At 62.9% G+C, this 25,005-nt stretch carries 20 protein-coding genes; 18 read left to right on the top strand and 2 right to left on the bottom strand.

Annotated elements, in window-relative coordinates; all coding sequences use genetic code 11:
• Positions 1–18 precede the first annotated feature (18 nt).
• Complete coding sequence (locus RJQ10_RS13640; RefSeq protein WP_350147506.1) at positions 19–1,725, bottom strand: class I adenylate-forming enzyme family protein; 1,707 nt, start codon at positions 1,723–1,725, stop codon at positions 19–21.
• Positions 1,726–1,896: 171 nt separating this feature from the next.
• Between RJQ10_RS13640 and RJQ10_RS13635 the strand changes: the two genes are divergently transcribed.
• The 8 genes from RJQ10_RS13635 to thrH all read left to right on the top strand — a co-directional run bounded on the left by RJQ10_RS13635 (position 1,897) and on the right by thrH (position 9,854).
• Entirely contained in the window at positions 1,897–2,679 is a 783-nt protein-coding gene (locus RJQ10_RS13635) for an exodeoxyribonuclease III (protein WP_350147504.1), read from the top strand.
• 113 nt (positions 2,680–2,792) lie between these two features.
• The gene (gene yajC / locus RJQ10_RS13630) at positions 2,793–3,128 is read left to right on the top strand and encodes a preprotein translocase subunit YajC (protein ID WP_350147502.1); all 336 of its coding nucleotides are present in this window, start codon (positions 2,793–2,795) and stop codon (positions 3,126–3,128) included.
• Complete coding sequence (locus RJQ10_RS13625; RefSeq protein ID WP_350147500.1) at positions 3,128–4,165, top strand: 1-aminocyclopropane-1-carboxylate deaminase/D-cysteine desulfhydrase; 1,038 nt, start codon at positions 3,128–3,130, stop codon at positions 4,163–4,165. The genes yajC and RJQ10_RS13625 overlap by 1 nt, the downstream gene beginning before the upstream one ends.
• The gene (locus tag RJQ10_RS13620; protein ID WP_350147498.1) at positions 4,162–5,490 is read left to right on the top strand and encodes an alanine/glycine:cation symporter family protein; all 1,329 of its coding nucleotides are present in this window, start codon (positions 4,162–4,164) and stop codon (positions 5,488–5,490) included. The genes RJQ10_RS13625 and RJQ10_RS13620 overlap by 4 nt, the downstream gene beginning before the upstream one ends.
• A complete protein-coding gene (locus RJQ10_RS13615; RefSeq protein WP_350147558.1) occupies positions 5,490–7,106 on the top strand; it encodes a BCCT family transporter in 1,617 nt (538 codons plus the stop codon). Before RJQ10_RS13620 ends, RJQ10_RS13615 begins: the two co-directional genes overlap by 1 nt.
• Before the next feature lie 54 nt (positions 7,107–7,160).
• Positions 7,161–8,060 (top strand): 5'-nucleotidase, encoded by a 900-nt coding sequence (locus RJQ10_RS13610; RefSeq protein WP_350147496.1) that lies wholly within the window; start codon positions 7,161–7,163, stop codon positions 8,058–8,060.
• Positions 8,061–8,179: 119 nt separating this feature from the next.
• Positions 8,180–9,154 carry an HTH-type transcriptional regulator CysB gene (gene cysB, locus RJQ10_RS13605; RefSeq protein ID WP_350147494.1) on the top strand — a complete coding sequence of 325 codons (975 nt, stop codon included), beginning with the start codon at positions 8,180–8,182 and terminating at the stop codon, positions 9,152–9,154.
• A gap of 82 nt (positions 9,155–9,236) precedes the next feature.
• The gene (gene thrH / locus RJQ10_RS13600) at positions 9,237–9,854 is read left to right on the top strand and encodes a bifunctional phosphoserine phosphatase/homoserine phosphotransferase ThrH (RefSeq protein ID WP_350147492.1); all 618 of its coding nucleotides are present in this window, start codon (positions 9,237–9,239) and stop codon (positions 9,852–9,854) included.
• A gap of 366 nt (positions 9,855–10,220) precedes the next feature.
• Here the strand turns inward: thrH and pabB are convergent, their stop codons facing one another.
• Positions 10,221–11,585: an aminodeoxychorismate synthase component I gene (gene pabB / locus RJQ10_RS13595; RefSeq protein ID WP_350147490.1), complete on the bottom strand. Its 1,365-nt coding sequence runs from the start codon at positions 11,583–11,585 to the stop codon at positions 10,221–10,223.
• A gap of 318 nt (positions 11,586–11,903) precedes the next feature.
• On the opposite strand from pabB, the gene RJQ10_RS13590 reads away from it, so the two are divergent.
• The 10 genes from RJQ10_RS13590 to RJQ10_RS13545 form a co-directional block, all read left to right on the top strand.
• On the top strand, positions 11,904–13,637 hold the full coding sequence (locus tag RJQ10_RS13590) for an acyl-CoA carboxylase subunit beta (RefSeq protein ID WP_350147489.1): 1,734 nt from the start codon (positions 11,904–11,906) through the stop codon (positions 13,635–13,637).
• 35 nt (positions 13,638–13,672) lie between these two features.
• The gene (locus tag RJQ10_RS13585; RefSeq protein ID WP_350147487.1) at positions 13,673–16,486 is read left to right on the top strand and encodes an ATP-binding protein; all 2,814 of its coding nucleotides are present in this window, start codon (positions 13,673–13,675) and stop codon (positions 16,484–16,486) included.
• A 10-nt stretch (positions 16,487–16,496) separates the two neighbouring features.
• Positions 16,497–16,907, top strand: coding sequence for a methylmalonyl-CoA epimerase (gene mce, locus RJQ10_RS13580; protein WP_350147485.1), 411 nt, complete (start codon positions 16,497–16,499; stop codon positions 16,905–16,907).
• Between the two features lie 23 nt (positions 16,908–16,930).
• Positions 16,931–19,093, top strand: coding sequence for a methylmalonyl-CoA mutase (gene scpA, locus RJQ10_RS13575; RefSeq protein WP_350147483.1), 2,163 nt, complete (start codon positions 16,931–16,933; stop codon positions 19,091–19,093).
• Positions 19,094–19,097: 4 nt separating this feature from the next.
• A complete protein-coding gene (gene meaB / locus RJQ10_RS13570) occupies positions 19,098–20,057 on the top strand; it encodes a methylmalonyl Co-A mutase-associated GTPase MeaB (protein WP_350147481.1) in 960 nt (319 codons plus the stop codon).
• Between the two features lie 51 nt (positions 20,058–20,108).
• Entirely contained in the window at positions 20,109–20,426 is a 318-nt protein-coding gene (locus RJQ10_RS13565) for a Rieske (2Fe-2S) protein (RefSeq protein WP_350147479.1), read from the top strand.
• Positions 20,427–20,660: 234 nt separating this feature from the next.
• Positions 20,661–21,557 (top strand): MurR/RpiR family transcriptional regulator, encoded by an 897-nt coding sequence (locus RJQ10_RS13560; protein WP_350147477.1) that lies wholly within the window; start codon positions 20,661–20,663, stop codon positions 21,555–21,557.
• Positions 21,547–22,998 carry a putative basic amino acid antiporter YfcC gene (gene yfcC / locus RJQ10_RS13555; protein ID WP_350147475.1) on the top strand — a complete coding sequence of 484 codons (1,452 nt, stop codon included), beginning with the start codon at positions 21,547–21,549 and terminating at the stop codon, positions 22,996–22,998. The genes RJQ10_RS13560 and yfcC overlap by 11 nt, the downstream gene beginning before the upstream one ends.
• A 21-nt stretch (positions 22,999–23,019) precedes the next feature.
• Positions 23,020–24,189, top strand: coding sequence for a beta-aspartyl-peptidase (gene iadA / locus RJQ10_RS13550; RefSeq protein ID WP_350147473.1), 1,170 nt, complete (start codon positions 23,020–23,022; stop codon positions 24,187–24,189).
• A 19-nt stretch (positions 24,190–24,208) separates the two neighbouring features.
• A partial coding sequence (locus RJQ10_RS13545; protein ID WP_350147471.1) for a TonB-dependent receptor plug domain-containing protein occupies positions 24,209–25,005 on the top strand: 797 nt, incomplete at its 3' end.

Below are 25,005 nucleotides of genomic sequence, written 5' to 3'. Positions count from 1 at the left end.
CTGCCGGCAACCGTGGCCTCAGGAATGCGGCCACTGCTGCAGGTGCCGGGCGCGGATTTCCTGCTTCAGCAGTTTGCCGGTGGCATTGCGGGCCAGTGGCTCATCGGTCAGCAACCACTGGGTAGGCACCTTGAATCCCGCCAGGTGCTCCTTCAGGTAGGCAGTCAGCTCCTCCGGCTTCAGGCCGGGATCGCCGTACACCGTCGCTGCCAGTTCTTCCCCCAGCTCGGGGTGTGGGAGGCCATACACGGAGGCCTCGCGCACCCGCGGGTGGGCGGTGAGGACGCCCTCCACTTCAATCGGGTAGATGTTTTCCCCGCTGCGGATCACCATGTCCTTGATCCGGTCCACGACATGGACGAAGCCGTACTCGTCCATGTAGCCGATATCGCCGGTGCGCACCCAGCCGTCGACGAAGGTTTCCGCCGTTGCGGCGGGCAGGTTCCAGTATTCACGCGCATTGGTGGGGCTGCGCAGCATCAGTTCACCGGCCTGGCCCGGGGGCAGGATGTTGCCGTCGGGATCAATTGCGCGCAGGTCAACGATGGGCGACAGGGTGCCGGCGGCGGTGGGGCAGACCCGATAGGCCTCGCCGGTGCAGCTGCTGCCGGTGGCATTGGTTTCGGTCATGCCGTAGCCAGTGCCGGGGTAGGCGTGGGGAACCTTGCCGTAGATCAGGTCCTTCAGGTGCGGCGGGCAGGCAGTGCCACCGGCGCCAAGGGAATACAGGCTGCTGGTATCCGTGCGTTCGAATTCGGGCGACTCCAGCATGGCGATGGTCATGGCCGGCACCCCGGTGAAGACGGTGATACGCTCGCGTTCGATAACCTGAAGCGCCGCCACCGGGTCCCACTTGTACAGGATGCTGGTCTTGCGTCCGCCCCGCAGGTTGAGCAGGAATACGGCATAACAGCCCGAGACATGGAACAGAGGCACCGAGAGCAGGGTCGAGGGCTCGAAACCCGAGGACATCATCTTGCCAATGATGTCCGGGTTGGCCATCGCCGACATATAGGCCATCAGTTCGAAGTTGTACAGGGCCTGGGCGATGGCGAAGTGGGTAGAGGCGGCGCCCTTGGGTTTGCCGGTGGTGCCGGAGGTGTACATGATCATCACCAGGTCGTCCGGACTGATGGCCACCTGGGGGCACTCTGCCGGGCCTGTCTGGGTGACTTCCCAGGGGTCTGCGCCACGGGTGTCGGTGCCGGCGCTGCGGGCCACGATGGCGGCACAGCCCAGTGCCGGCAGACGCGAACGTATCAGGTCCAACCGCTCCGGGTCGCACACGACGAGGCTGGCGCCGGCATCGCCGAGGGCATAGCCCAGTTCTTCTGCCCGCCCCCAGCTGTTCAGGGGCACCACTACCGCCCCCACCGACACAGCGCCGACGAAGGCAAACATCCACTCCGGGTAGTTGCGCATGGCGATGGCGATGCGGTCCCCGGGTTTGATGCCCGCGGTATTGACGAGGTAGTGGGCAAAGCGGTCGGCCGCGGTAAAGAATTCGGTGAAACTGTAGCGCTCCTCCTCATAGGTGATGGCGATCCTGTCGCCATGCGCACGGCCGGCATCCAGGGCGGTACGGAGGTCTACTGGCGCATTGCGGTAGCAGCGCAGTTCGGCGCCGTTGACTGTCCGGGACGCCATTTCGAAGGGGGCTCCCGGAGCAGTCAGTTGCTCACAGGCGGTACGCAGGCGGGTAGTGATTGCGGCGACTTCATTCATGGCGATCTGGGGTCTCCCGGTCGTCGTCAGGTTGCAGGGCAGGCAGTGGAACTGCACGGATGATACACAAGGGTGCTGTCCGGGGGCAGGGTAGCTGGCCGGGCGCGGCGAATTGAAGCGGGCTGGTCCATTCCGTTACACTGCGCCGCTGCGTAGGGATCGGGACGGATTGTGGCGACTATTATCACCTGTAACACCAATGGCATTCGCGCCGCGGCCCGCAAGGGTTTTTTCGCCTGGCTGGCGCAACAGGACGCCGATGTGGTCTGTATCCAGGAGACCAAGGCCCAGGAAGAACAGCTCGCGGACCCGGTATTCAGCCCCGAGGGCTATCATTGCTTCTATAACGATGCGGTCAAGAAGGGTTATAGCGGCACCGCGCTGTATTCACGGGTCAAGCCGCGGCAGGTCGTAACCAGTCTGGGCTGGGAGTCGGCTGATACTGAAGGCCGCTATCTGCAGGCTGACTATGACGGCGTCAGCGTTATTTCCCTGTACCTGCCTTCGGGTTCCAGCAGTGATGCGGCGCAGGCGAAGAAGTACGATTTCATGGCACAGTTCTATGAGCACCTGCAGGCGCTGCGCCGCAAGCGCCGCGAGTTCGTCATCTGCGCCGACTGGAATATCTGCCACCAGCCCATCGACCTGAAGAACTGGAGGGCCAACCAGAAGAACTCTGGATTTCTCCCCGAGGAGCGCGCATGGCTGGACCAGGTCTACGATGAGCTGGGCTACGTGGATTCCTTCCGCCTGGTCAACTCCGAGCCGGACCAGTACACCTGGTGGTCCAATCGTGGCCAGGCCTGGGACAGGAACGTGGGCTGGCGCCTGGACTACCAGTTGATCACGCCGGGGCTCGCCTCCGCGGTAAAGAGAGCGGATATCTACAAGGCCCAGCGCTTTTCCGACCACGCGCCGCAGATCATGGAGTACGACTTCGAGCTGCGTGCCTGACCGCGGCGCGCCGAGCGCCCGCATTGCAGGGGCAGGGGATTCACTGTACATTTGCGCCTGTCTGTAAGCTCGCGCAAGTACCTTCCCGCTTTGCCCGCCAACAAGGAGTTCCCATGAGTTTGTTCATTGCCAGCGCCCACGCCCAGGCCGAAGGTGCCGCCGCCGGTGGCGGCGAAATGTTCCAGATTGTCTTCCTCGTCGGCCTTTTTGCGCTGTTCTATTTCATTGCGATCCGGCCCCAGCGCAAGCGCCAGAAGGAACACGCGCAAATGGTGTCGGCGCTGGGCAAGGGCGATGAGGTGGTCACCAGCTCCGGCATTCTGGGCCGCATCACCAGCCTGGATGACAACTACATTGTGCTGAACGTCGCCAACAATGTGGAAATGAAGTTCCAGCGTATTCATGTCCACGCCGTATTGCCGAAGGGAACGCTCAAGTCCATCGGCTGATGGCCGCGCTTGAATTCCCGCCGCGGGTCGAACTGGCCCGTCGGCCCACCCCGCTGCAATACCTGGCCCGGGCCAGCGAGCGCTGGGGGCAGGGTCACCGGCTCTGGGTCAAGCGCGACGACCTGAGTGGTTGCCTGCTCAGCGGCAACAAGGTTCGCAAGCTTGAATTCATTGTCGCCCACGCCCTGGCGGAAGGCTGCGATACCCTGATTACCTGCGGCGGTGTGCAAAGTAACCACTGCCGCGCCACCGCGTTCGCGGGCGCCCAGATGGGACTCTCGGTACACCTGCTGCTGCGGGGAGATGAGCCCGCTGCCAGCGAGGGTAATTTCCTGCTGGACCAGCTGGCCGGCGCAACCATCAACTGCTATCCCAAACGCCAGTACGTCAGCGAGTTGCCTGACCTGCTTGCCCGGTGGCAGAAACACTATGCCGGGCTTGGGCGCAAGGCGCTGGTGATCCCCACGGGCGGCAGCGACGGGCTCGGTGCCTGGGGCTACATCGCCGCCTGTGAAGAGCTGAAGACAGATCTGGCCTCTGCGGAAATCGCCAGCGCCCATCTGGTGACCGCATCCGGTTCCGGCGGTACCCAGGCGGGTTTGACGCTCGGTGCCAGTCTCCATGATCTGCCCGTGACCGTGTGGGGCGTCAATGTCTGCGACGACGAGCAGTACTTCCTCGACAAGGTGGCGGCGGACAGCGCTGACTGGCGTACCCGTTTCCCGGCAGTACCGGCCGTAGACCCGGAAATCCGGGTACTGGACGGCTACGTGGGGGAGGGTTACGGTGTCGCCGGGCCGGCGGTGTTCGCGCTGATCGCGGAACTGGCGGCTCTGGAGGGCCTGCTGCTGGATCCGGTCTACACCGGCAAGGCCTTCCAGGGCATGCTCACCGAACTCGAGGCCGGGCGTTTTCGCGACTGCCGCGATATCGTTTTCCTGCACACAGGCGGCGTCTTCGGGGTTTTCCCGCAGGCGCAGAATTTCACCTTGGCAGCGCCGGCGCGCGCGGCTGAACCCCGGGGGGGGGTGCAATGAGCGAAATAATAACAACCGTAAACAGCTGGGCCTGGGGGCCGGTGATGCTGGTGTTGTTACTGGGAACAGGCCTGTATCTCAGCATCGGTCTGCGCTTCCTGACCCTGCGCAATATTCCGCGGGCATTTGCGCTCCTGTTCGGCGGCCGGCAAGGGCATGGTAAAGGTGATATTTCCCCGTTCAGCGCCCTGATGACGTCCCTGTCCGCCACCATCGGCACCGGTAACATTGCCGGGGTGGCAACTGCCCTGGTGCTGGGCGGTCCAGGAGCCCTGTTCTGGATGTGGATCACCGCCCTGGTCGGCATGGCGACAAAGTATGCCGAGGCAGTCTGTGCCGTGCGTTTCCGGGAACAGGATGCCGAAGGCAATTACAGTGGCGGCCCCATGTACTACATCCGCAACGGGCTGCACAAGCGCTGGCACTGGCTGGCCTGGGCCTTCGCGATCTTCGGTAGCCTGGCCGGTTTCGGCATCGCCAACACCGTGCAATCCAACTCCGTGTCCCAGGTGTTGCAGGATTCCTTTGCCGTGCCGCCGCTGGCCACTGGTCTGGTGCTGATGGTGCTGGTGGCGGCGGTGATTCTCGGTGGGGTGAAGCGCATCGCCCGGGTTGCCAGCTGGCTGGTCCCTTTCATGGCTCTGAGCTATATCCTCATGGGCCTGATTGTCATCATCACTCACCTCAGTGCGGTGCCGGCGGCGGTTGCCGTGATAGTGGAGTCCGCCTTTACCGGGTCCGCCGCCACTGGTGGTTTTGCCGGCGCCACGGTCTGGGCAGCGATCCGCTTCGGTGTTGCCCGCGGGGTCTTCTCCAATGAGGCCGGACTGGGCAGCGCGCCCATCGCCCATGCCGCGGCCCGCACTGACCAGCCGGTGCAGCAGGGCATGATCGCCATGCTCGGCACCTTCATCGATACCCTGGTGGTCTGCACCATGACCGGTCTGGTGATCGTGATCATGGACGTGCTGCCCTCCGGTGTGAGTGGCGCCAGTCTCACCTCCATGGCGTTTGCCGGCGGCATGCCCGGTGGCCAGTACGTGGTCTCCGTGGGCCTGTGCCTGTTCGCCTTCACCACCATGATCGGCTGGTCGTTCTACGGTGAGCGTTGCGCGGTATTCCTGTTCGGGGTGCGGGCGAGTCTGCCGTTCCGCCTGCTGTGGGTGGCGGCGATTCCCGTCGGTACGCTCATAGAACTGGAGATGGTGTGGTTGATCGCCGACACCCTGAACGCCTTCATGGCTATCCCCAACCTCATCGCGCTGCTGTTGCTCGGACCGCTGGTCTTCCGCATCAGCAGGGAATACTTCAAGACCGGATCGTGATGTCCCGTCGTCCGGGCTGGGTTTTCTACCTCTCCCTGCTGCTACTGCTGGCATTTGTCGCCCTGGGTGTGGTCGCGCCATCGGCGCTGGCAATGCGCGCTCAGCAGGCGCTGCAAATGACTACCGAGCATTTTGGTTGGCTGTATCTGTTCGCGACCACCGGATTTCTCGTGTTCTGCCTGGCGGTTGCGCTGTCTGACTATGGGCGTATACGCCTGGGGGCGGATGGGGAGGTGCCCGAGTTTCCCTATCCCACCTGGTTGGGGATGATCTTTTCAGCCGGCATGGGTGTCGGCCTGGTGTTCTGGGGCGTGGCCGAGCCGATGACCCACTACAACGCACCACCCCTGGGACTGGCGCCTGGCGGTACCCCCGAAGCTGCCAGCCTTGGCATGCGTTATTCGCTGTTTCACTGGGGTTTTCACCAGTGGGCGAACTTTGCGGTGGTGGGTCTCGCAATAGCCTATGTGCGCTTCCGCCAGCAGCGGCCAGGGTTGATCAGCGAGGCTTTTCGCGCCAGCCTTGGGGATCGGGTTGATGGTGGCTGGGGGCACGCGATCAATGTCCTTGCTGTGGTGTCGACGGTATTCGGGGTGGCGACCACCCTTGGGCTCGGGGTTATCCAGATCAACAGTGGCCTGATGTCGGTGGCGGGTGTCGACTTCAGCACCAGCTCCCAGCTTGCGATTCTGGCTGGCATTGCGGCGATCTTCCTGCTGTGTTCGCTGACTCCGCTGGAGAGTGGCGTCCGTTACATCAGTGATGCCAACATGCTGCTGGCCGTGGGTCTGCTGCTGTTCGTATTCTTTGCCGGTCCCACGGATTTCATTACTGCTGCCCTGACCAATGCGATCGGGGACTACTTCGAAAACGTTATCGGGATGAGTCTGCTGATGACCCCCTACACCGGCGAGGACTGGGTCGAGCGCTGGACGATTTTCTACTGGGCATGGGGCCTGTCCTGGGCGCCGTTCGTAGGCAGTTTCATCGCCCGTATTTCACGCGGCCGTACGATCAGGGAGTTTGTACTCGGTGTTATCGGTATGCCGGTAATGTTGAGCGCGGTATGGTTCGCCACCTTTGGCGGCACCGCTCTGTATCAGGAACTGTTCGGGGTGCCGGGTATTGCCGCGGCGGTAAGCGAAGAGATCAGCTCAGGGCTGTTTCTCATGTTGCAGCTGCTCCCCGGAGCGGATGCGTTGGCGTTGTTGGTGTTGGTGCTGATAGTGCTGTTTGTTATCACCTCTGCCAACTCCGCCACTTTTGTCCTGGGCATGTTCACTGGTAACGGTGTCCTGACGCCGTCGCGTTGGCTGCGGCTGACGTGGGGTGTGGTGCAGACGCTGGTGGCGGGTGTGCTACTGCTCAGCGGAGGGCTTGCCGCCCTGCAGACCATGTCCATAGTGGCGGCCTTCCCCTTCATGGTGCTGATGATATTTTTGGCGGTGTCCCTGCTCAAGTCGCTGCGGAACGAGCATCGCCAGGCCGAGCTGCACGAGGCATTGCTGCGCGAGCGCATCCAGCGCATGCTGGAGCAGCACGAAGCCGAGCGCGCTGAGGCCGCTGCGCCGGAGCTGGCGTCCACGGGTATGCCGGGAGCACCCCCGGCCGAGTAGTTCCACCGACGCCCCGGCTAGGCTGTGCATGCCGCAAGGGGTACACTCACGCGCATGGTGAAAGACATTCACAACAAGCTGGTTATCGCGATCTCCTCCCGGGCGCTGTTCGATCTGGGCGAGAGCCACCGCGTGTATCAGGAGGAGGGCCTGCAGGCTTACTCCGAATACCAGATTGCCCGCGAGGAACAGCCGCTGGAACCGGGAGAGGCTTTTCCCCTCGTGCAAAAGCTGTTGCGCCTGAATACGCTGCTTGGTGAGGACGGCCAGGTCGAAGTGGTGCTGCTTTCGCGCAACAGTGCCGACACCGGCCTGCGGGTATTCAATTCCATTCAGCACTATGAGCTGCCAATCAGCCGCGCCGCTTTCTGCGGCGGGGAGAGCCCCTGGCGCTACATCAACGCGTTTGGCTGTCAACTGTTCCTGTCCAATGAAGCGGAGGATGTCCGCTACGCCCTGAACTGCGGGGTGGCCGCGGCGACCCTGGTATCCAACAAGGGTGGCAACAGCAGTTCCGACCAGCTGCGCTTCGCCTTCGACGGTGACGCGGTGGTGTTCTCGGATGAAGCCGAGCGGGTCTTCAAGACGGAGGGCCTGGAGGCGTTCACGGCCAGCGAGCAGGCTGCGGCCAGGACCCCCTTGAGCGGCGGCCCTTTCAAGCCGTTCCTCGCCGCGCTGCATCGTCTGCAGCAGGCCTTTCCCGCCACCGAGGCGCCGATTCGCACGGCACTGGTGACGGCCCGCTCAGCGCCGGCTCATGAGCGGGTTATCCGCACCCTGCGCGCCTGGGATATCCGCATCGACGAATCCATCTTTCTGGGGGGGCTGAACAAGACCGAGTTCCTGCGCGCTTACCAGGCGGATGTGTTCTTCGATGATCAGGAAACCCACTGCCAGCTGGCCAGTCCCCACATCGCCACCGGGCATGTGCCCCATGGGGTGGCGAACAACTGAGGCAAATTTCCATCCGTTATTCCATTGTTGTTGGCAAATCTTCTTCCTAAATACTATTCTTCATAAGCGTCACAGGCCCACCGCAACTGCGGGCCGCGCTCAGGGGAGACTGTCAGGCCATGAAACTGCAGCAATTGCGCTATATCTGGGAAGTCGCCCACCATGAGCTCAACGTTTCCGCGACCGCGCAGAGCCTGTACACCTCCCAGCCCGGCATCAGCAAACAGATCCGCTTGCTGGAGGACGAGCTGGGGGTGGAGATCTTTGCCCGCAGTGGCAAACACCTGACCCACGTTACTCCCGCCGGAGAGGCGATCCTGCAGGCGGCTGGGGAGGTGCTGCGCAAGGTGGAGAGCATCAAACAGGTGGCCCAGGAGTATTCCAACGAGAAGAAGGGCAGCCTCTCCATCGCCACGACCCATACCCAGGCCCGCTACGCGCTGCCGGCGACCATCCGCTCCTTTATCGAACGCTACCCCGATGTGTCGCTGCACATGCACCAGGGCACGCCGATGCAGATTTCCGAGATGGCAGCGGATGGGACCGTCGACTTTGCCATCGCCACCGAGGCGCTGGAGCTGTTCAGCGACCTTATCATGATGCCCTGCTACCGCTGGAACCGCTGTGTGCTGGTGCCGCGCAACCATCCCCTGACCCAGCTCTCGGAGCTGACCCTGGAGGACGTCGCCGAGCACCCGATCGTGACCTACGTATTCGGATTCACCGGTCGCTCCAAGCTCGATGAGGCTTTCGTCGCCCGCGGGCTGGTTCCCAGGGTGGTCTTCACCGCCGCCGATGCCGATGTTATCAAGACCTATGTTCGGCTCGGCCTGGGGATCGGGATCGTGGCCGCCATGGCCTACGATGAGCGCGCCGATGCCGACCTCGTGGCCCTGGACGCGACCAGGCTGTTTGCCAGCAGTGTGACCAAGATCGGCTGCCGCCGCGGCACCTTCCTGCGGGGCTATATGTATGACTTTATTGAGGATTTTGCTCCGCACCTGACCCGGGAAGTGGTGCAGCAGGCCTTCTCCCATCCGAGCAAGACCGAGCTCGACGAACTGTTTTCCCACATCGAGCTGCCGGTTTACTGATTTTTTCGCTCGTCCGGCTTGTGGCGGCTGGCCCCCTTGGGTAGATTGTCCCGCTTTCGCATCCGAGTTGGGAGAACGACACGTGGAATTGGCCTGCCTGGACCTCGAAGGGGTACTGATACCGGAAATCTGGATCGCCTTCGCCGAACGCACCGGTATCCCCGAGCTGCGCGCCACCACCCGGGATATTCCCGACTACGACGTGCTGATGAAACAGCGCCTGCGTATCCTCGACCAGCACGGCCTCAGGATCGACGACATCCAGGAGGTCATCGCCACCCTGGAACCGCTGCCCGGTGCCGCCGATTTCCTTGACTGGCTGCGCGAGCGTTTCCAGGTGATCATTCTCTCCGACACCTTCTACGAATTCTCCGCCCCACTGATGCGCCAGCTTGGCTGGCCGACCCTGTTCTGTCATCGGCTGGAGGTGGACGACAGCGGCCGGGTGGTCGACTACAAGCTGCGGCAGAAAGACCCCAAGCGCGCCTCCGTGCAGGCTTTGCACAGTCTCCACTACCGCATCATCGCCGCCGGCGATTCCTACAACGACACCACGATGCTGGGCGAGGCCGATGTCGGCCTCCTGTTCCACGCGCCGCAGAACGTGATCGACGAGTTTCCGCAGTTCCAGGCGGTGCACGACTTTCCGGCGCTGAAGCAGGCGTTCGTGGATGCCAGCAACAGGCCCCTCGCAGTCTGACCTGACCTGACCGGGCCGGGCCGGGCCGGGTTACCGGCGCGTAGCGCCTGGCGCTCAGAAGTCGCACTATGCCTGCTGCTGGTTCGCTGGACTCGCCGCAAGTACATCCATGTAGGCTCGTATCGCGCATCCATGCGCTCAACGGTCCAGCGAACCAGCAGCAGCCACAGCGCTTCACTACAGTAGTTGCTTCAGGATTTTCGGTGGCGAACCTTGAGATCGGTGCGGAACGGCGATTTTTTCCGGTTCGATGTACTCGGTGATAGAGGGCGGCCCTCACCCACAGGGCGCCCTGATCCGGAGTCTGAATTTCGGACTGTCGAATTGTATTTCCACCAACCAGGAGTTACCGGGTTCGACCCGCAGCTACCTGAACCGCTGCTCCAAAGTGCTGAGGAATCGCCCGACCTTGTCGTAGGTCTCCTGATACTCCTGGTCCGCCTCAGAGTCCGCCACAATCCCGCCGCCGCCCCAGCAGCGCAGGCTGCCGTTGTCGGCGACCAGGCTGCGGATGGCGATGTTGCTGTCCATGTGGCCGTCCGCGCTGATATAGAGCAGTGAGCCGCAGTAGGCCTCACGGCTGTAGGGCTCCAGTTCGGCAATGATCTGCATGGCGCGGCGCTTGGGTGCGCCGGTGATGGAGCCGCCGGGGAAGCTGTCGCGCAGGAGGTCGAAGGGGCTGCGATCCGGCGCCAGTTCGCCGCGAATAGTGCTGACCAGGTGGTGCACGGTGGGGTAGCTTTCCAGGGCAAACAGCTGGTCGACGCGAATGCTGCCTGGCACGCAGCTGTGGCCGAGATCGTTGCGCAGGAGATCGACGATCATCAGGTTCTCGGCGCGATCCTTGGGGCTTTCGCGCAACTCCCGGGCGCTGCGCAGGTCGCGATCCGCATCCGCGAATCGTGGGCGGGTGCCCTTGATGGGACGGGTTTCCACCTGCTGGCCCTGCAGGGACAGGAACCGTTCCGGCGACAGGCACAGTAGAGCCTGCTGCGCGTTGAATTGCAGATAGCCGGAAAAAGGCGCCGCGGCGACTTCGCGCAGCACCCGGTAGGCGGTAAAGGGATCGCCGCTGCAGGGGGCCTCGAAGCGCTGCGCCAGGTTCACCTGGTAGCAGTCCCCGGCCTGGATATAAGCCTGGATCCGGGCAAACGCCGCCCGGTAATCGTCGCGGGTGATCCCGGTGACAAAGCCCCCTTGCAGCCGGAAAGTGTCATCGTCACCGAAAGGCTGTGCGGATGCCAGCCGCTGGCGAAGCTCCCTGCGGGTCGCGGCGCTCACCCAGGGCAGGGAAACCAGCACGGATCGCTGCAGCAGATGGTCCTGGATGATGCACCAGTCGTAGGCGCCGATGTGGGCGGCAGCCGTGGATACGCTGTTGGCCTGCGGGTGCTCGATCCCGTGCAGGGCGTTGCCGGGCTCGTAGCCCAGGTAGCCCAGCAGGCCGCCGCAGAAGGGCAGGCGCTGGCCCGCCGGCGCGATTCCGGTATAGCGTTCCCGGTGGTAGCGGGCCAGATCGTCAAAATAGCTGCGCCAGCTTGCTGCGGGGGCCGCCGCGGCCGGTGCCAGCGGGGTGTCTGACCCGGGGTCTGCGACCAGGATGTCATAGCGGCCATTGCCGGCCCAGGGCTGGGCACTGTCCAGCCAGGCTGGAACCGGCAGGTCGCGCAGGGCAGTGAACAGGCGCGCGCTGTCGGGCTGCCAGGCGAGCTCATCGAAGTGCAGGCTCACAGGCCGTCACCGGCAGGGGGTGTCACCGCAGCACAATGTTGACGCTGATTATTTGCGTAATTACAGCGCCGGAAAACTACGCAATCCGCGGGGTGGGAGGGTAAAAGGCAGGGCATATGCAGTATCTTTCGCTGTCGCGTTAGCGGGCCGTTAAATTGACATTCCCACGCCTTGGAATTAATGTGGTGCGCCGAATTTGAGCCGGGGATTCATCCTAAGCCCGGCCGCCGTCACATGTAAACCCGGGAACCTCGACAAGAGGGTAAAGGCAGTCGCCGGCTTGCCACAAGCCGGCCCTGCAACAGCATGGAAAACAAAATGAAGACAAGCACTGATACCGACCTGATTGCATCTCTCAACAACCCGTTTGCCACCGAGGATGAGCGGGAGTTCAAGGTGCCGGGCCAGCTGGCGTCGGAGCCCGGTCTCTATGAGAAGGCGCTGAAGGCTGGCTGGGAGCTGCAGCAGCGGCCACTGCGAGCAGCGGGTGTGCGCAATATCCAGCGCCAGCACCAGAAGAACCGGATGACGATCTGGGAGCGGATCGACCATCTGGCGGATGAGGCACCCACCGTGCTGTACCAGAACTGGGGCCCCAATCTCGACGGCGCCTCCCTGGTTACTGCCCTGATCAAGGTCAATGGCCGCGACGTCGCTATCTATGGCCATGACTTCACCGTGCGCGCCGGCTCCATGGACGCTACCAATGGCAAGAAACTGGCGCGCCTGTTCGAGCTGGCGGCGAAGCGCAGAATTCCCCTGGTCGGCCTGAACGATTCGGCGGGCGCCTACATTCCCGCGGGCGTCGGCGGCCTCGACGGTTATGCCGACGCGTTTACTGCCCTGCGCAAGATCAGCGGCGTGGTCCCGAGCATTATGTGCATGTTCGGCTTCAATGCCGGTGGTGGCTCCTATCTGCCGCGCCAGGGCAGCTTCCTGATCCAGCCCAATGACACCTTTTTCGGACTCACTGGCCCCGGTGTAGTGAAATCCGTGCTCGGCGAGGACGTGACCCCGGACGAACTCGGTGGCCCCGGCGTGCACAGCCAGAGTGGCGTAACCGATTTCGTGGTTCCGGACGAAGTCGCGGCCCTGCGCAAGGTGCGCGCCCTGTTGAACTACCTGCCCGACAACAACAGCAGCGCGGCGCCTTTTCTGGCGTCGTCGGATCCCGTGAGTCGCAAGACCTGGGACATCGATATCCTGCTGAAGAAGGCCTTCAATTCACCGACCGGCTATAACACGCCGATCGACATCAGCATTCTGATCCAGCAGTTGTGCGATCACGGCGATTTTATCGAAATCCAGGCCGAGCGCGCACGCAACACCATCACCGCGCTCGGTCGCCTGGGTGGCAACGTGGTCGGTTTTGTGGCCAACAACTCGGCGGTGGCCTCGGGCCAGATCGACATTGCCGCTGCCTACAAGAACGCGCGCTTTATTCGCTTCTGTAATCTGTACAACATCCCCATCATCTTCCTCGAAGACACCACCGGCTTCCTGCCCGGCAAGGAACAGGAGGCCGGCGGTATCGTCCAGGCTGGCCGCGCCATGCTGGATGCGATCGTCGATCTGCGCACGCCGCGCTTCCTGGTGCTGGTCCGCAACGCCTTCGGCGGCGCCTACGCCTCTTACAACAATTACCCCACCGGGGCAGATTTTGTTGTCGCCTTGCCGACCACCCGGGTGGCGGTGATGGGTCCGGCGGGTGTCGAGTACGTCTACAAGGATGAACTGCGCAAGATTCGCGCCAGTGTGGCGGACAAGATCGCCGCCGAGACCAGGGCACAGGTAAGTGCTGGTCTGGCGCCGGAGCAGGCCAAAACTGCCGCCACCCAGCTGGTCAATGCCTGGGTGCGCTCCGAGGAACAGTTGCTGGCCCAGCGCTATGAGCAGGAACTGATGAATCCGAATGAGGCCCTCAGCCTGGGCTCCATTTCCCAGATCGTGATGCCATCGGACCTGCGTCAGGTGCTTGCCGAGCACATGGATTTCTGCCTGCGCCACTATACGCCGGAGCCGCTCACGTCCGTGCAGCGTGAGTTCCACTAAGCCCGCTCCAATAAGACAGACTGAGGAAAGATCGCGTGTCCAACGAATATTATTTGCGCAACCCCCTGATTCACCGCGACCGTCGCCTCGCGCGGCAGCCTTCACCCTGGGTGGCGCAGTTTGACTGCAGCGACCTGCGGCCGCTGATCATCTGCCGGGGCCCGATCCGCAAGGAGGCGATGGATGTCTTCAGCGAAATGGGAATCTCCCATTTTGGCATCCTGCTGTCCGAGAAGGATTCCATCGTCTACCAGAACGCACTGGCCCCAGAGCTGCGCTCCCTGACACAGCCTGACCGGGTGCACCGGGTACCGGACTACACCGGTGCCAACAAGGAAGAGCGCGACCAGCGCATCGCGCAGATCATCAGCATTGCCCGCGACAATAATTACAATGCGATCTTCGCCGGCTATGGCTTCATGGCCGAGGACGAGACCATGGTTGCGGCCATGGAGCGCGCCGGTCTCAACTTCATCGGTCCATGCTCCCGTACGGTACACGACGCGGGCCTGAAGGATGAAGCCAAGCGCACCGCGCTCAAATCCGGCGTTTCGGTTACGCCCGGGATCGACAATGGCACGGCCCTGACCCTGTTGAAAAAATACCCGGACGTCGCTGCGCTGTCGGCCCTGTGCGAGGCGGAAGGCCTGGCGGTTGCCCCGGAAATTCTCGACGATGAGTCCATCAGCATTGAAGACAAGGCCGACAAGGTGCTGGCCGCGTCCTACAGCAAGGGCATTGACCTGTACACGGTTGATGAACTCTGCGAAACGCTCACCGAGGCCGTGGGCCGCATGCAGGCGGACTATCCGCGCAATCGGGTGCGGCTCAAGGCCATCAGCGGTGGCGGCGGCAAAGGTCAGCGCATTCTCGGCATCGGTCAGGCGGAGCGCACTGCGGAACTGGTCCGGGAGATTCTCAATGAAGTAAAGACCACCGGCGTTGGCGACAACAAGAACGTGCTGGTGGAGCTGAATATTGAAACGACCCGTCACCAGGAAATCCAGGTCATCGGCAACGGTGACTGGTGTATCACCATGGGTGGTCGCGACTGCTCGCTACAGATGCACGAGCAGAAGTTGCTGGAAGTGTCCGTCACGGTGGAATCCCTGCGCCGGGCGGTAGAGCAGGCCGAGGCCGCTGGCCAGGATGTTGAGGCCAGGGTGTTGCGCCAGGACCTGGTGACCCTGGAAGAAATGGAAGACGAAGCCGCCCGCTTTGGCGCTGCCGTCGGTCTCGATTCGGTGTCCACGTTCGAGTGCATCGTCGACGGTGACAAGCACTTCTTCATGGAGATGAATACCCGCATCCAGGTCGAGCACCGGGTAACCGAGCTGTGCTATGCGCTGCGCTTCAGCAATCCCGACGATGCGAACGACAGTTTTGTCGTCGAGTCCCTGGTGGAAGCCATGGTGCTGCTGGCTGCCCACGGGCCGAAACTGCCGAAACCGACCCGGGTTCTGCGCCATGATGACAGCGTGGAGGCGCGCCTCAACGCCACCAACCAGGCACTGCAGCCTTCCGCCGGCGGCGTGATCGAGTACTGGAGCGATGCCGTGGAAGGGGAAATCCGCGACGACCAGGGCATCAGCCTGCACAACCCCGACACCGATGTGTTCATGAAATACACCTTGGCGGGGGCCTACGATTCCAATATTGCCCTGCTGCTGACGGTAGGCGAAACCCGCCTCGAAACCTACGAGAAAATGGCGGAAACCATCCGCCGCACGCGCATGCGCGGCAAGGATCTCGCCACCAACCTGGAATTCCACTACGGTCTGGTGAACTGGTTTATCGGCCAGAACATCAACGCCCGGCCAACCACGCGTTTCATCGTGCCCTACCTGACCGCCGTCGGTGAGCTCAAGGACCAGGCCAACAATATCGACCTGGATTTTGCCTGGCGGGAGATCTCCCGCGCCAGGCTGAAGGGTCTCGGTGAAGCGGCGGCGAAGGCGCTGCACAGCGCGATGGAGTTGAAGCAGACCCTGATGCTGCGGCCCTTGCACCGTCTGCTGGATGAACCCCACGTGCTCAGTGGCTGGCTCAGTATCAACCGCGATTGCTACACCGTGATCGACGGCAAGCTGAGCTGGAATGAGAACCCCATCGAGTTGCTGGCGGACACCTACCATTTCCTGCACATGGATTATATCCCGGGCGCTCCTGCCGCCAGCATGATTTGGGACCACGACCACGATATCCTGCAGCAGGCGCTGGATTTCTACAGTGAGCTCAACAACCGGGTCGATGCGCCCGACTGGATCGCGCTGCAATCCCTGTTGGCAAACGACATCGCGCCCGCGGGCTTTACCGACGCCAGCTGGAGCCAGGTGCGCTCTGCACACCTGGGTTTCCAGGCCGGTGTCGACATCATGGCGGTCCTGCCCAGTATCGCCGAGGCCACCGGATACTATGAGCTATCTGTGAACGATGACCTCAGTATCCACATCCCGGAAGACCTGCTGGATCCCGAACACCAGGCCCGCATGGCCAAGGTACTGGTGCCGCCGGTGGCGGCCCGTGGCGACGAGATCCTGGCCGAGAGTGGCGGCATGTTCTATGGCCGCGAGTCGCCCCAGCACGAACTGTATGTGTCCGAGGGTGAGCATTTCGAGGCCGGCGACCCGCTGTATATCGTTGAGGTCATGAAGATGTTCAACAAGGTCTACGCACCGTTTGCCGGCACGATCGACAAGGTGTTGGTGGAGTCCGACGGGGTCATCATTCACAAGGGTCAGCCCCTGTTCAAGATCACCCCGGACGAGAAAATCGAAGTCGTACCCCCGGAACAGATCGCCGCCCGCAAGCGCGAGCTCACCGCCGGCTTCCTGCAGCAAGTACTTTGAGAGGCAGACCATGATTACAGCGCTGGACCATATCGCCATTGCAGTGCCGGATTTCGACAAGGCCATCAAGCGGTTCATGGAGGATTTCGGCCTGCCCTTCGAGGGCACCGAGGATGTGGCACCGGCCAAGACCTCCACGGCCTTTTTTCCGCTGCCCCCGACCAATATCGAACTCGTGCACCCGCTCAACGGCGAGGGGCCTATCGCCACCTACCTGGAAAAGCGCGGCGGCGGTCTGCATCACCTGTGTTTTCGGTCCGACAACATTGAGGAGGATGTGGCACGGCTGAAGGCCAAGGGCTACCAGTTCCTGTCGGATGCACCGACCCCCGGCGCGCACAACTCCAGGGTAATTTTCATTCACCCGAAGAGCTGTGACGGCGTCCTGATCGAAATCAACCAGCCCGCCGACGAACACTGAGCGGGCCCCGCGGAGACTTTACCATGAGCGACAAGATCTACGACCCGGCCAGCGCCAACCCCGAGAGCTGGCGCGCTGAAGCGGAGAAGGGCCTGAAGGGCAAAGGCATCGAGGCGCTGACCTGGAACACGCCGGAGGGCCTCGACGTCAAGCCCCTGTACACGGCCGAGGATCTGGAAAATCTCGAGTACACCAACACCATGCCGGGGCTCTCACCCTATCTGCGCGGCCCCCAGGCCACCATGTATGCGGGCCGGCCGTGGACCATCCGGCAGTACGCAGGCTTTTCCACCGCCGAGGAATCCAACGCCTTTTACCGCAAGGCCCTCGCGGCCGGCGGCCAGGGCGTGTCGGTGGCCTTTGACCTGGCGACCCACCGCGGCTACGACTCCGATCACCCCCGGGTGACCGGCGATGTCGGCAAGGCCGGCGTCGCCATCGATTCGGTGGAGGACATGAAAATACTGTTCGACGGCATTCCGCTGGAGCAGGTCTCGGTGTCGATGACCATGAACGGCGCGGTGCTGCCGATCCTGGCGGGCTACATCGTCGCGGCGGAAGAGCAGGGTGTGAAGCAGGAGCAGCTGGCGGGCACCATCCAGAATGACATCCTGAAAGAGTTCATGGTGCGCAACACCTACATTTACCCGCCGGCGCCGAGCATGAAGATCATCGGCGACATCATCGCCTACTGCTCCCGCAACATGCCCCGCTTCAACACCATTTCCATCTCCGGTTACCACATCCAGGAAGCCGGTGCCAACGCGGCGCTGGAACTGGCCTATACCCTGGCCGATGGCAAGGAGTACATCCGTACCGCTCTCGCGGCGGGCCTGGATATCGATCAGTTTGCGCCGCGCCTGTCCTTCTTCTGGGGCATCGGCATGAACTTCTACATGGAAATCGCCAAGCTGCGCGCGGCGCGGTTGCTGTGGGCGCGGATCGTCAGCGAGTTCGAGCCGAAAAATCCGAAGAGTTCCATGTTGCGCACCCACAGCCAGACCTCAGGCTGGTCGCTGACCGAGCAGGATCCCTACAACAACGTGGTGCGCACCACTATCGAGGCCATGGCGGCAGTCTTTGGCGGCACCCAGTCGCTGCACACCAACGCGCTGGACGAGGCCATTGCACTGCCGACCGAGTTCTCCGCGCGCATCGCCCGCAACACCCAGCTGATCATCCAGGAAGAGACCGGTATCACCAAGGTGGTCGACCCCTGGGGCGGCTCCTACATGATGGAGAGTCTGACCCAGGCCATCGCCGACAAAGCCTGGGAGCTCATTGATGAGGTCGAGCAGGCTGGTGGCATGGCCAAGGCGATTGAGACCGGCATGCCGAAGCTGCGGATCGAAGAAGCGGCGGCGCGCAAGCAGGCCCGTATTGACCGGGGCGAGGACGTTATCGTCGGGGTCAACAAGTACCGCACCGACGACGCCAGCCAGGTGGACGTGCTGCAGATCGACAACGACGCAGTGCGTACATCGCAGCTGGCGCGGCTGGCGCAGGTCCGCGAGAATCGCGATGAGGCAGCGGTAGAAGACATCCTCGAGCAGATCTACCAGGCCGCCGTCAGCGGCGAAGGCAATCTGCTGGAACTGTCCATTGAGGCGACCCGGCGCCGGGCCACGGTGGGGGAGATCTCCTTTGCCATGGAGCGTGAGTTCGGCCGTTTCAACGCCCAGGCCCAGACCGTTTCCGGCGTCTACGGCTCTGCCTTCCAGCAGGACGACAACTGGCAGGGAATCAGCATGGATATCGACGAGTTTGTCGCCAAATACGGCCGCCGCCCGCGCATGCTGGTGTGCAAGATGGGCCAGGACGGCCACGATCGTGGCGCCAAGGTGGTGGCCACCGCATTTGCCGATGTTGGCTTCGACATTGACCTGTCGCCCATGTTCTCCACCCCGGAGGAAGTGGCGCGGCAGGCGATCGAGAACGATGTCCACGTGGTCGGCGCATCGTCGCTTGCCGCCGGGCACAAGACCCTGATCCCCCAGCTGGTGGAGGAACTGCGCAAGCAGGGTGCGGAAGATATCGTGGTCATCGCGGGTGGTGTCATTCCGCGCCAGGACTATGACTTCCTGTACCAGTCCGGGGTCAAATGCATCTTTGGCCCCGGCACCCCGATCCCGGTCTGTGCCCGGGACGTGCTGGACGCTGTCAACGAGGCCCAGGGCGCGGCCTGAGACCGTGGCCGGTATTGATCTCGAAGCGCTGCGCGGGGGTAACCGCCGCGCCCTGGCCAAAGCCATCACGCTGGTGGAAAGCTCCCTGGAAACCCACCGGGAGGAGGCCCAGAAAGTACTGGAGGCACTGTTGCCCGCTACGGGCAACAGTATCCGGGTGGGCATTTCCGGTGTGCCGGGTGTCGGCAAGTCGACCTTTATCGAGACCTTCGGCCTCTACCTGATCAGCCAGGGGAAGAAAGTCGCGGTACTGGCGGTAGACCCCAGCTCGCCCATTGCAGGCGGTTCCATTCTCGGTGACAAGACCCGCATGGAAGAGCTGTCGCGACGCGATGAGGCTTTTATTCGCCCCTCGCCGTCCGCCGGCGCCCTGGGCGGTGTGGCGCAGAAAACCCGGGAAACCATGCTGCTGTGCGAGGCCGCAGGCTACGACGTGATCCTGGTGGAAACTGTCGGGGTCGGGCAGTCCGAGTACCAGGTTGCCGGGATGGTCGACTTCTTCATGGTGCTGATGCTGCCGGGCGGCGGTGACGAACTGCAGGGGATCAAGAAGGGCATTCTGGAACTGGCGGACGCCCTGGTGATCAACAAGGCCGACGGTGACAGCGTGATGCTCGCCAAGCAGGCCCGCCAGCACTACCTGTCCGCCATGCACCTGCTGCGCCACAGCAGCTTCTGGACGCCGCAGGTGGTCACCTGCTCGGCGCTGAAAAACCAGGGAATCGATGCGGTCTGGGGCATGATCGTGGATTACTATTTCCAGGCCCTGAAGGCGGAAGCGTTCCAGCGCAAGCGGGCGCGCCAGAACCGCGACTGGATGCGGCAATTGCTGAACGAGCTGTTGTTGCAGCGCCTGCAGCAGAATCCGCGCATCAGGTCCCTGTTGCCCGAGTTGGAGCAGGCGGTGGAGGAGGGCATTACCACCCCCTATCTGGCGGCACGACGGCTGATTGACCTGCTCTAGGTTGCGCCCAGCTGCTATGCTCAACAGCAGTATGCTAGCGGATTCACCAGTATGCGTTTCCAGCCCCTGGAAAAACTGATCAACCTGCATGATAACTACCGGCGCCAGTTTCGGTTTGACGCACTGGCGCTGTTGCTGCTGCAGCACGACGGTGAGCTGTACCTGATCGAACCCCGCTGCCCCCATCGCGAACACCCGCTCGACAGCGCCCGCATCGAGGCCGGTGTGCTGGAGTGTCCACTGCACCGCTACCTTTTCTCGCTTGCGGACGGGCGGCTCCTGCACGCCCCGGAGGAGCCCTGCCGACATCTCAGGACCTGGCCCGTAGTGTACGAGGGTAGTGAAGTGGGCCTACTGCTGCCCGACTGAGCCCATCGGTCCCCCATTCGGGATTCACCGGATCAGTGCTTTTGGCGGTTTCCATCGGTTTCTACGGCCAATATTGAAATAGAAATTTCAGTATTTTGGCATATTTCCGCCTTTAATAATGACAAAATAAATTAATAAAAGTCTGTAACACATTGGAAATAAATGAAATATAAGATATTAACCTGAAGCGATAATTTCTTTGACTGAAATAAAAACTACATATAGGATCAATCTATGAAAAATAAACCATCAAAAAAGATGCGACAAGAGGATGGTGGCGGGCTCCGCCAGCGCATCCTTGAGCACTCCGGCGAGTTGACCCGGCAGCAGCGAGTCATCGCCGATTACTTGCTCAATCACCTCTCGGAGGCACCGTTCCTGTCGATTCTGGAGATCTCCGAAGCTACCGGCACATCAGAGGCGACCGTAGTCCGTTTTGCCCAGCGCATTGGCTACAGCGGTTACGCGCGCCTGAAGATGGCGCTGGTCGAAACCCTGCGGGAGGAGCGGGCCCTGCAGGTGCCCGGTACTGCGGCTCCGCAGGGGCAAGATATTCACAAGGACGCTCTGGCGGCTGTTGCACGGCTGGCGGTACACAATATCGGGCGCACGGTGGAGGAACTGGATCGGACCCAATTCCGCGACGCGGCCACGGCCCTGTTTCGCGGCGACCATATTTTCACCTTTGGTCTGGGTATCTCTGCCCATCTGGCGGATCTCGCCGCCTATCTGTTCACCGAGCACGGCCTGCGTGCCAACAGCTTAGGAACCCGCTACACATCACCGCGGGAGCAGCTCGCTACCCTGCGGGCAACGGATGTCGTACTGGCATTCTCTTTCCCTCCCTACTCGCGAGACACTCTTGAGGTGCTGCAGGAAGCCGGGCAGCGTGGCGTGACAACGGTTGCGATTACCGACCGCGCGACAGCGCCGGCGGTTGCACTCGCCACCCATCCGCTGCTGGTATCCGCGCAGGGCATGACCTTTACCAGCACCACTGCTGCCGTAGACGTTCTGCTCAATGCCCTGATCGTGGAAATCGGCAGTCATCACAAGGATGAGGCGGTGGAGGCCCTGTCCCGTATCAATCGGATACTCGACCAGGGGAGCAATGTCGTCGATGGCGAGTGATGCGGGGAGCAATGCGTCCTCGCGGATGCCCGATACCTACCTGATTCTGGGTGCCATTGCGCTGCTGGTGTACGCTTTGAGTTTTCTGGTTGATCGCGGGGTGTTCGCGGTTGAGGAAGTGCTCCGCGATGGTCGGGTCGTTTCCCTGATTGAACCGGACAGCTTTCGCAGCGTCCCCGGTGGCGGCCTGCCGCTGTTTGCCAGCGATGGCCAGCCTGGCTTGTTCAACGCGCTGTATGAGGGGCTGGTGTCTGGCAGTCGCAGCGGCGGCGCGGTGGGCATCATTGCCTTTATTCTGATTACCGGCGGTGCCTTCGGCGTGGTGATGGCTACCGGTGCTATAGATCGCGGCATCGGCCGGGTTGCCGGACTGTGTGGTGACAACAGCAAGCTGCTCCTGAGCAGCCTGTTCCTGGTGTTTTCCTTGAGCGGTGCGGTGTTTGGCATGGGCGAGGAGGTAGCCCCTTTTGTGCTGATGCTGCTGCCGGTTATGCGGCGCCTGGGCTATGGCGGTGTGACCACCGTGATGGTGACCTATGTCGCGACCCAGATTGGCTTTGCCACCTCCTGGATGAATCCGTTCAGCCTTGCCATCGCCCAGGGTATCGCGGATCTGCCGCTACTCAGTGGCATGGAATTCCGCCTTGGTCTGTGGGCCGTGTTTACCGCGAGTGGCCTCCTGCTGACCCTGCGCTATGCCGCCCGCCACCGGGCCAAACCGGAACTGCGGCTGGCTGTGACCGCGGACAATGTCGATGTGCCCCTCCAGCGTGGTGATCGCTGGGTTCTCGCGGCCCTGTTCCTGACCATCGCCTGGCTGATCTGGGGCGTGGTCGCCGCCGGCTACTACCTGCCCGAGATCGCAACCCAGTTCGCGGTGCTGGGTATTCTCGCCGGCGCACTCGGCTGTCTCTTTCGACTCAACGATCTCACCGCCAACGCCGCTGTGGAGGCGTTTCGCCGCGGCGCCATGGAGCTGCTGCCGGCGGCGATGGTGGTCGGTTTTGCCCGCGGCATGGTGTTCTTGCTCGGTGGCGACGACCCGACCGCGCCGAGCCTGCTGAATACCTTTCTACACCACGCCAGTTCGGCGCTCGACGGGCTGCCGGCAATGCTAGCAGCCTGGCTGATGCTGCTCGGCCAGGGCCTGTTCAATTTCTTCGTCAGCTCCGGGTCGGGCCAGGCGGCATTGACCATGCCGCTGATGGCACCGCTGGCCGACCTGGTGGGCGTCAGCCGCCAGATCGCCGTGCTGGCCTTCCAGCTGGGGGACGGGCTGACCAACATCGCGGTGCCGACCTCGGCAGGGCTCATGGCCAGCCTCGGCGCCGCGCGCGTGGACTGGTTGCAGTGGCTGCGAGCGAGCGCAGTGTTTCTCTTGGTGCTGCTAGTGCTGGCGAGCGTGGCAATCCTCGTTGCCAGCGCCATTGGCTACCAGTAGCGATTCCGGTTTGGAGATTTGATGCTTACTCTGATTGACAACGCTTTGGTTCACGCACCCCGGCCGCTGGGCCTGCAGCAGGTACTGGTCGCCGACGGGCGCATCGCCGCGGTTGCCACGCAGATTGATCTTCAGGGTGCAGCGGTGCGGCGCCTTGACGCCGGCGGTCGCTGGCTGCTGCCCGGCTTCGTCGACCTGCTGACCCACCCCTGCGGCGGCGGTGGTGAGGGCGGCTTTGGCAACCGCACCGCCGAGGTGTCGCTGGCGGACTTTGTCCGCGCCGGGGTCACCTGCCCCATCGGCGCGCTGGGGACCGATGCCCTGGGCCGCAGTCTGGAGGTGCTGTATGCCAGCGTCATGGCACTGCGCGTCCGCGGACTGGATGCCTACATGTACAGCGGTTCCTACCGGGTGCCGCCGGTCACCCTGACCGGGGATGTGGCCCGGGACCTGGTCTTGATCGAGCCGGTGATCGGCGTCGGCGAGGTTGCCATCGCTGATCACCGCGGCACCCAGCCCAGCCCGGCGGAGCTGCGTCGCCTGGCGTCGGAAAGCCGCCTCGGCGCGACCATTGCCGGCAAGCGGGGCGCGGTACTGGTGCATGTGGGCGAGGGCGAACAGCGTCTTGGCCCCCTGCGTGCGGCGCTGGCGGACTCGGCCCTGCCGGCGAACAGTTTCATTCCAACCCACTGCAACCGAAATCAGGCACTGTTGCTGGAAGCGTTTGACCTTGCTCGCCACGGGGCCACGATCGACTTTACCGCGTCGACCACCCCGGAATTTATCGCTGCCGGGGAAGTGCCGGCACTGGACGCCCTGCTGCAGGCCCTGGAGGCCGGCGTGGATCCCGCCTGCATCACCCTGTCTTCGGACGCCGGCGGATCCCTGCCCCTGTACCGGGCCGGTGAGCTGTGCGGATTGCAGCAGGCTGGACCGGGGGCACTGCTGGCGCTGCTGCGCGAGGCGCTGCGGCGTGGCGTGACTGATCCTGAGCCGGTGCTGGCGGCCATGACCTCGAATCCCGCCCGCGCTCTGGGCCTTGCGCGCAAGGGCTGTATTGCCCCCGGCGCGGACGCCGACCTGCTGCTGTTCGACCCCGCAACCGGGCGCCTCGACGATGTCATGTGCCGGGGCCAGTGGTTGCTGCGTGACAACGACCTCACCGTGACTCCCATTACCGTTCAATCCTGACTTTCCGGAGAGCCTACCCATGCAACGCACACCTAGACACCTGAGTCCGCGCCCTCTCGCCATCGCCTGCAGTCTTGCCGCCGCGGCGCTGAGCCTGCCAGCCACAGCCCAGTCCGGGGCACCAGCGCTGGAAGAGGTGCTGGTCACCGGCACCCACATCAAGGGTCTGGACCTGAAAGGCGCGGTACAGGCCATACAGATCAACCGCGAGGATATTCTCACCTCCGGGGCGGAGAGTATCGGTGAACTGATGCAGGACCTGACCGTCACCGGTGGCGGCACCGGCACCTTCTCCACCTCTACCGCGGGCGCGCTTTCCGGGGACACCCCGGTGGGTGCTTCCTCGGTGTCCCTGCGCGGTCTCGGCACCGGCTCAACCCTGACCCTGATCAACGGCCGCCGTGCCTCTGTCAGCGCCTTCGCCAACGGCCAGGCTTCGTTTATCGACATCAACTCGATCCCCGCCGCGGCCATTGAGCGGATCGAGATCCTGCCCAACGGCGCCTCCGCCACCTACGGCGCCGACGCTGTTGCGGGGGTGGTGAACTACGTGCTGCGTCGGGATTACGAGGGCATCGAGATTTCCGGTTCCTACGGCGACTCCTGGGAAAGCACCGATGACAGCCGGCGCAATCTCAATCTGCTGGCGGGCGCCGGCAACGAGCGCCATCACCTGATGGCGCTGGTGGACTACTATGACCGCTCCGCGACTTTCGCCCGCGACCGCGCGGTCAGCCGTGACTCGGTGCGACCCAGCCAGCAAGGGTTCTTCCCCTCATTCAATGATCTGTTTTTTACCTTCTTCGACCAGACAGA

It is taken from the genome of Haliea sp. (genome assembly GCF_040222615.1).
Taxonomy (GTDB): Bacteria; Pseudomonadota; Gammaproteobacteria; order Pseudomonadales; family Halieaceae; genus Haliea.
Note: the sequence above shows the minus strand (reverse complement) of the source record. Positions and strands in the feature narration are given on the sequence as shown.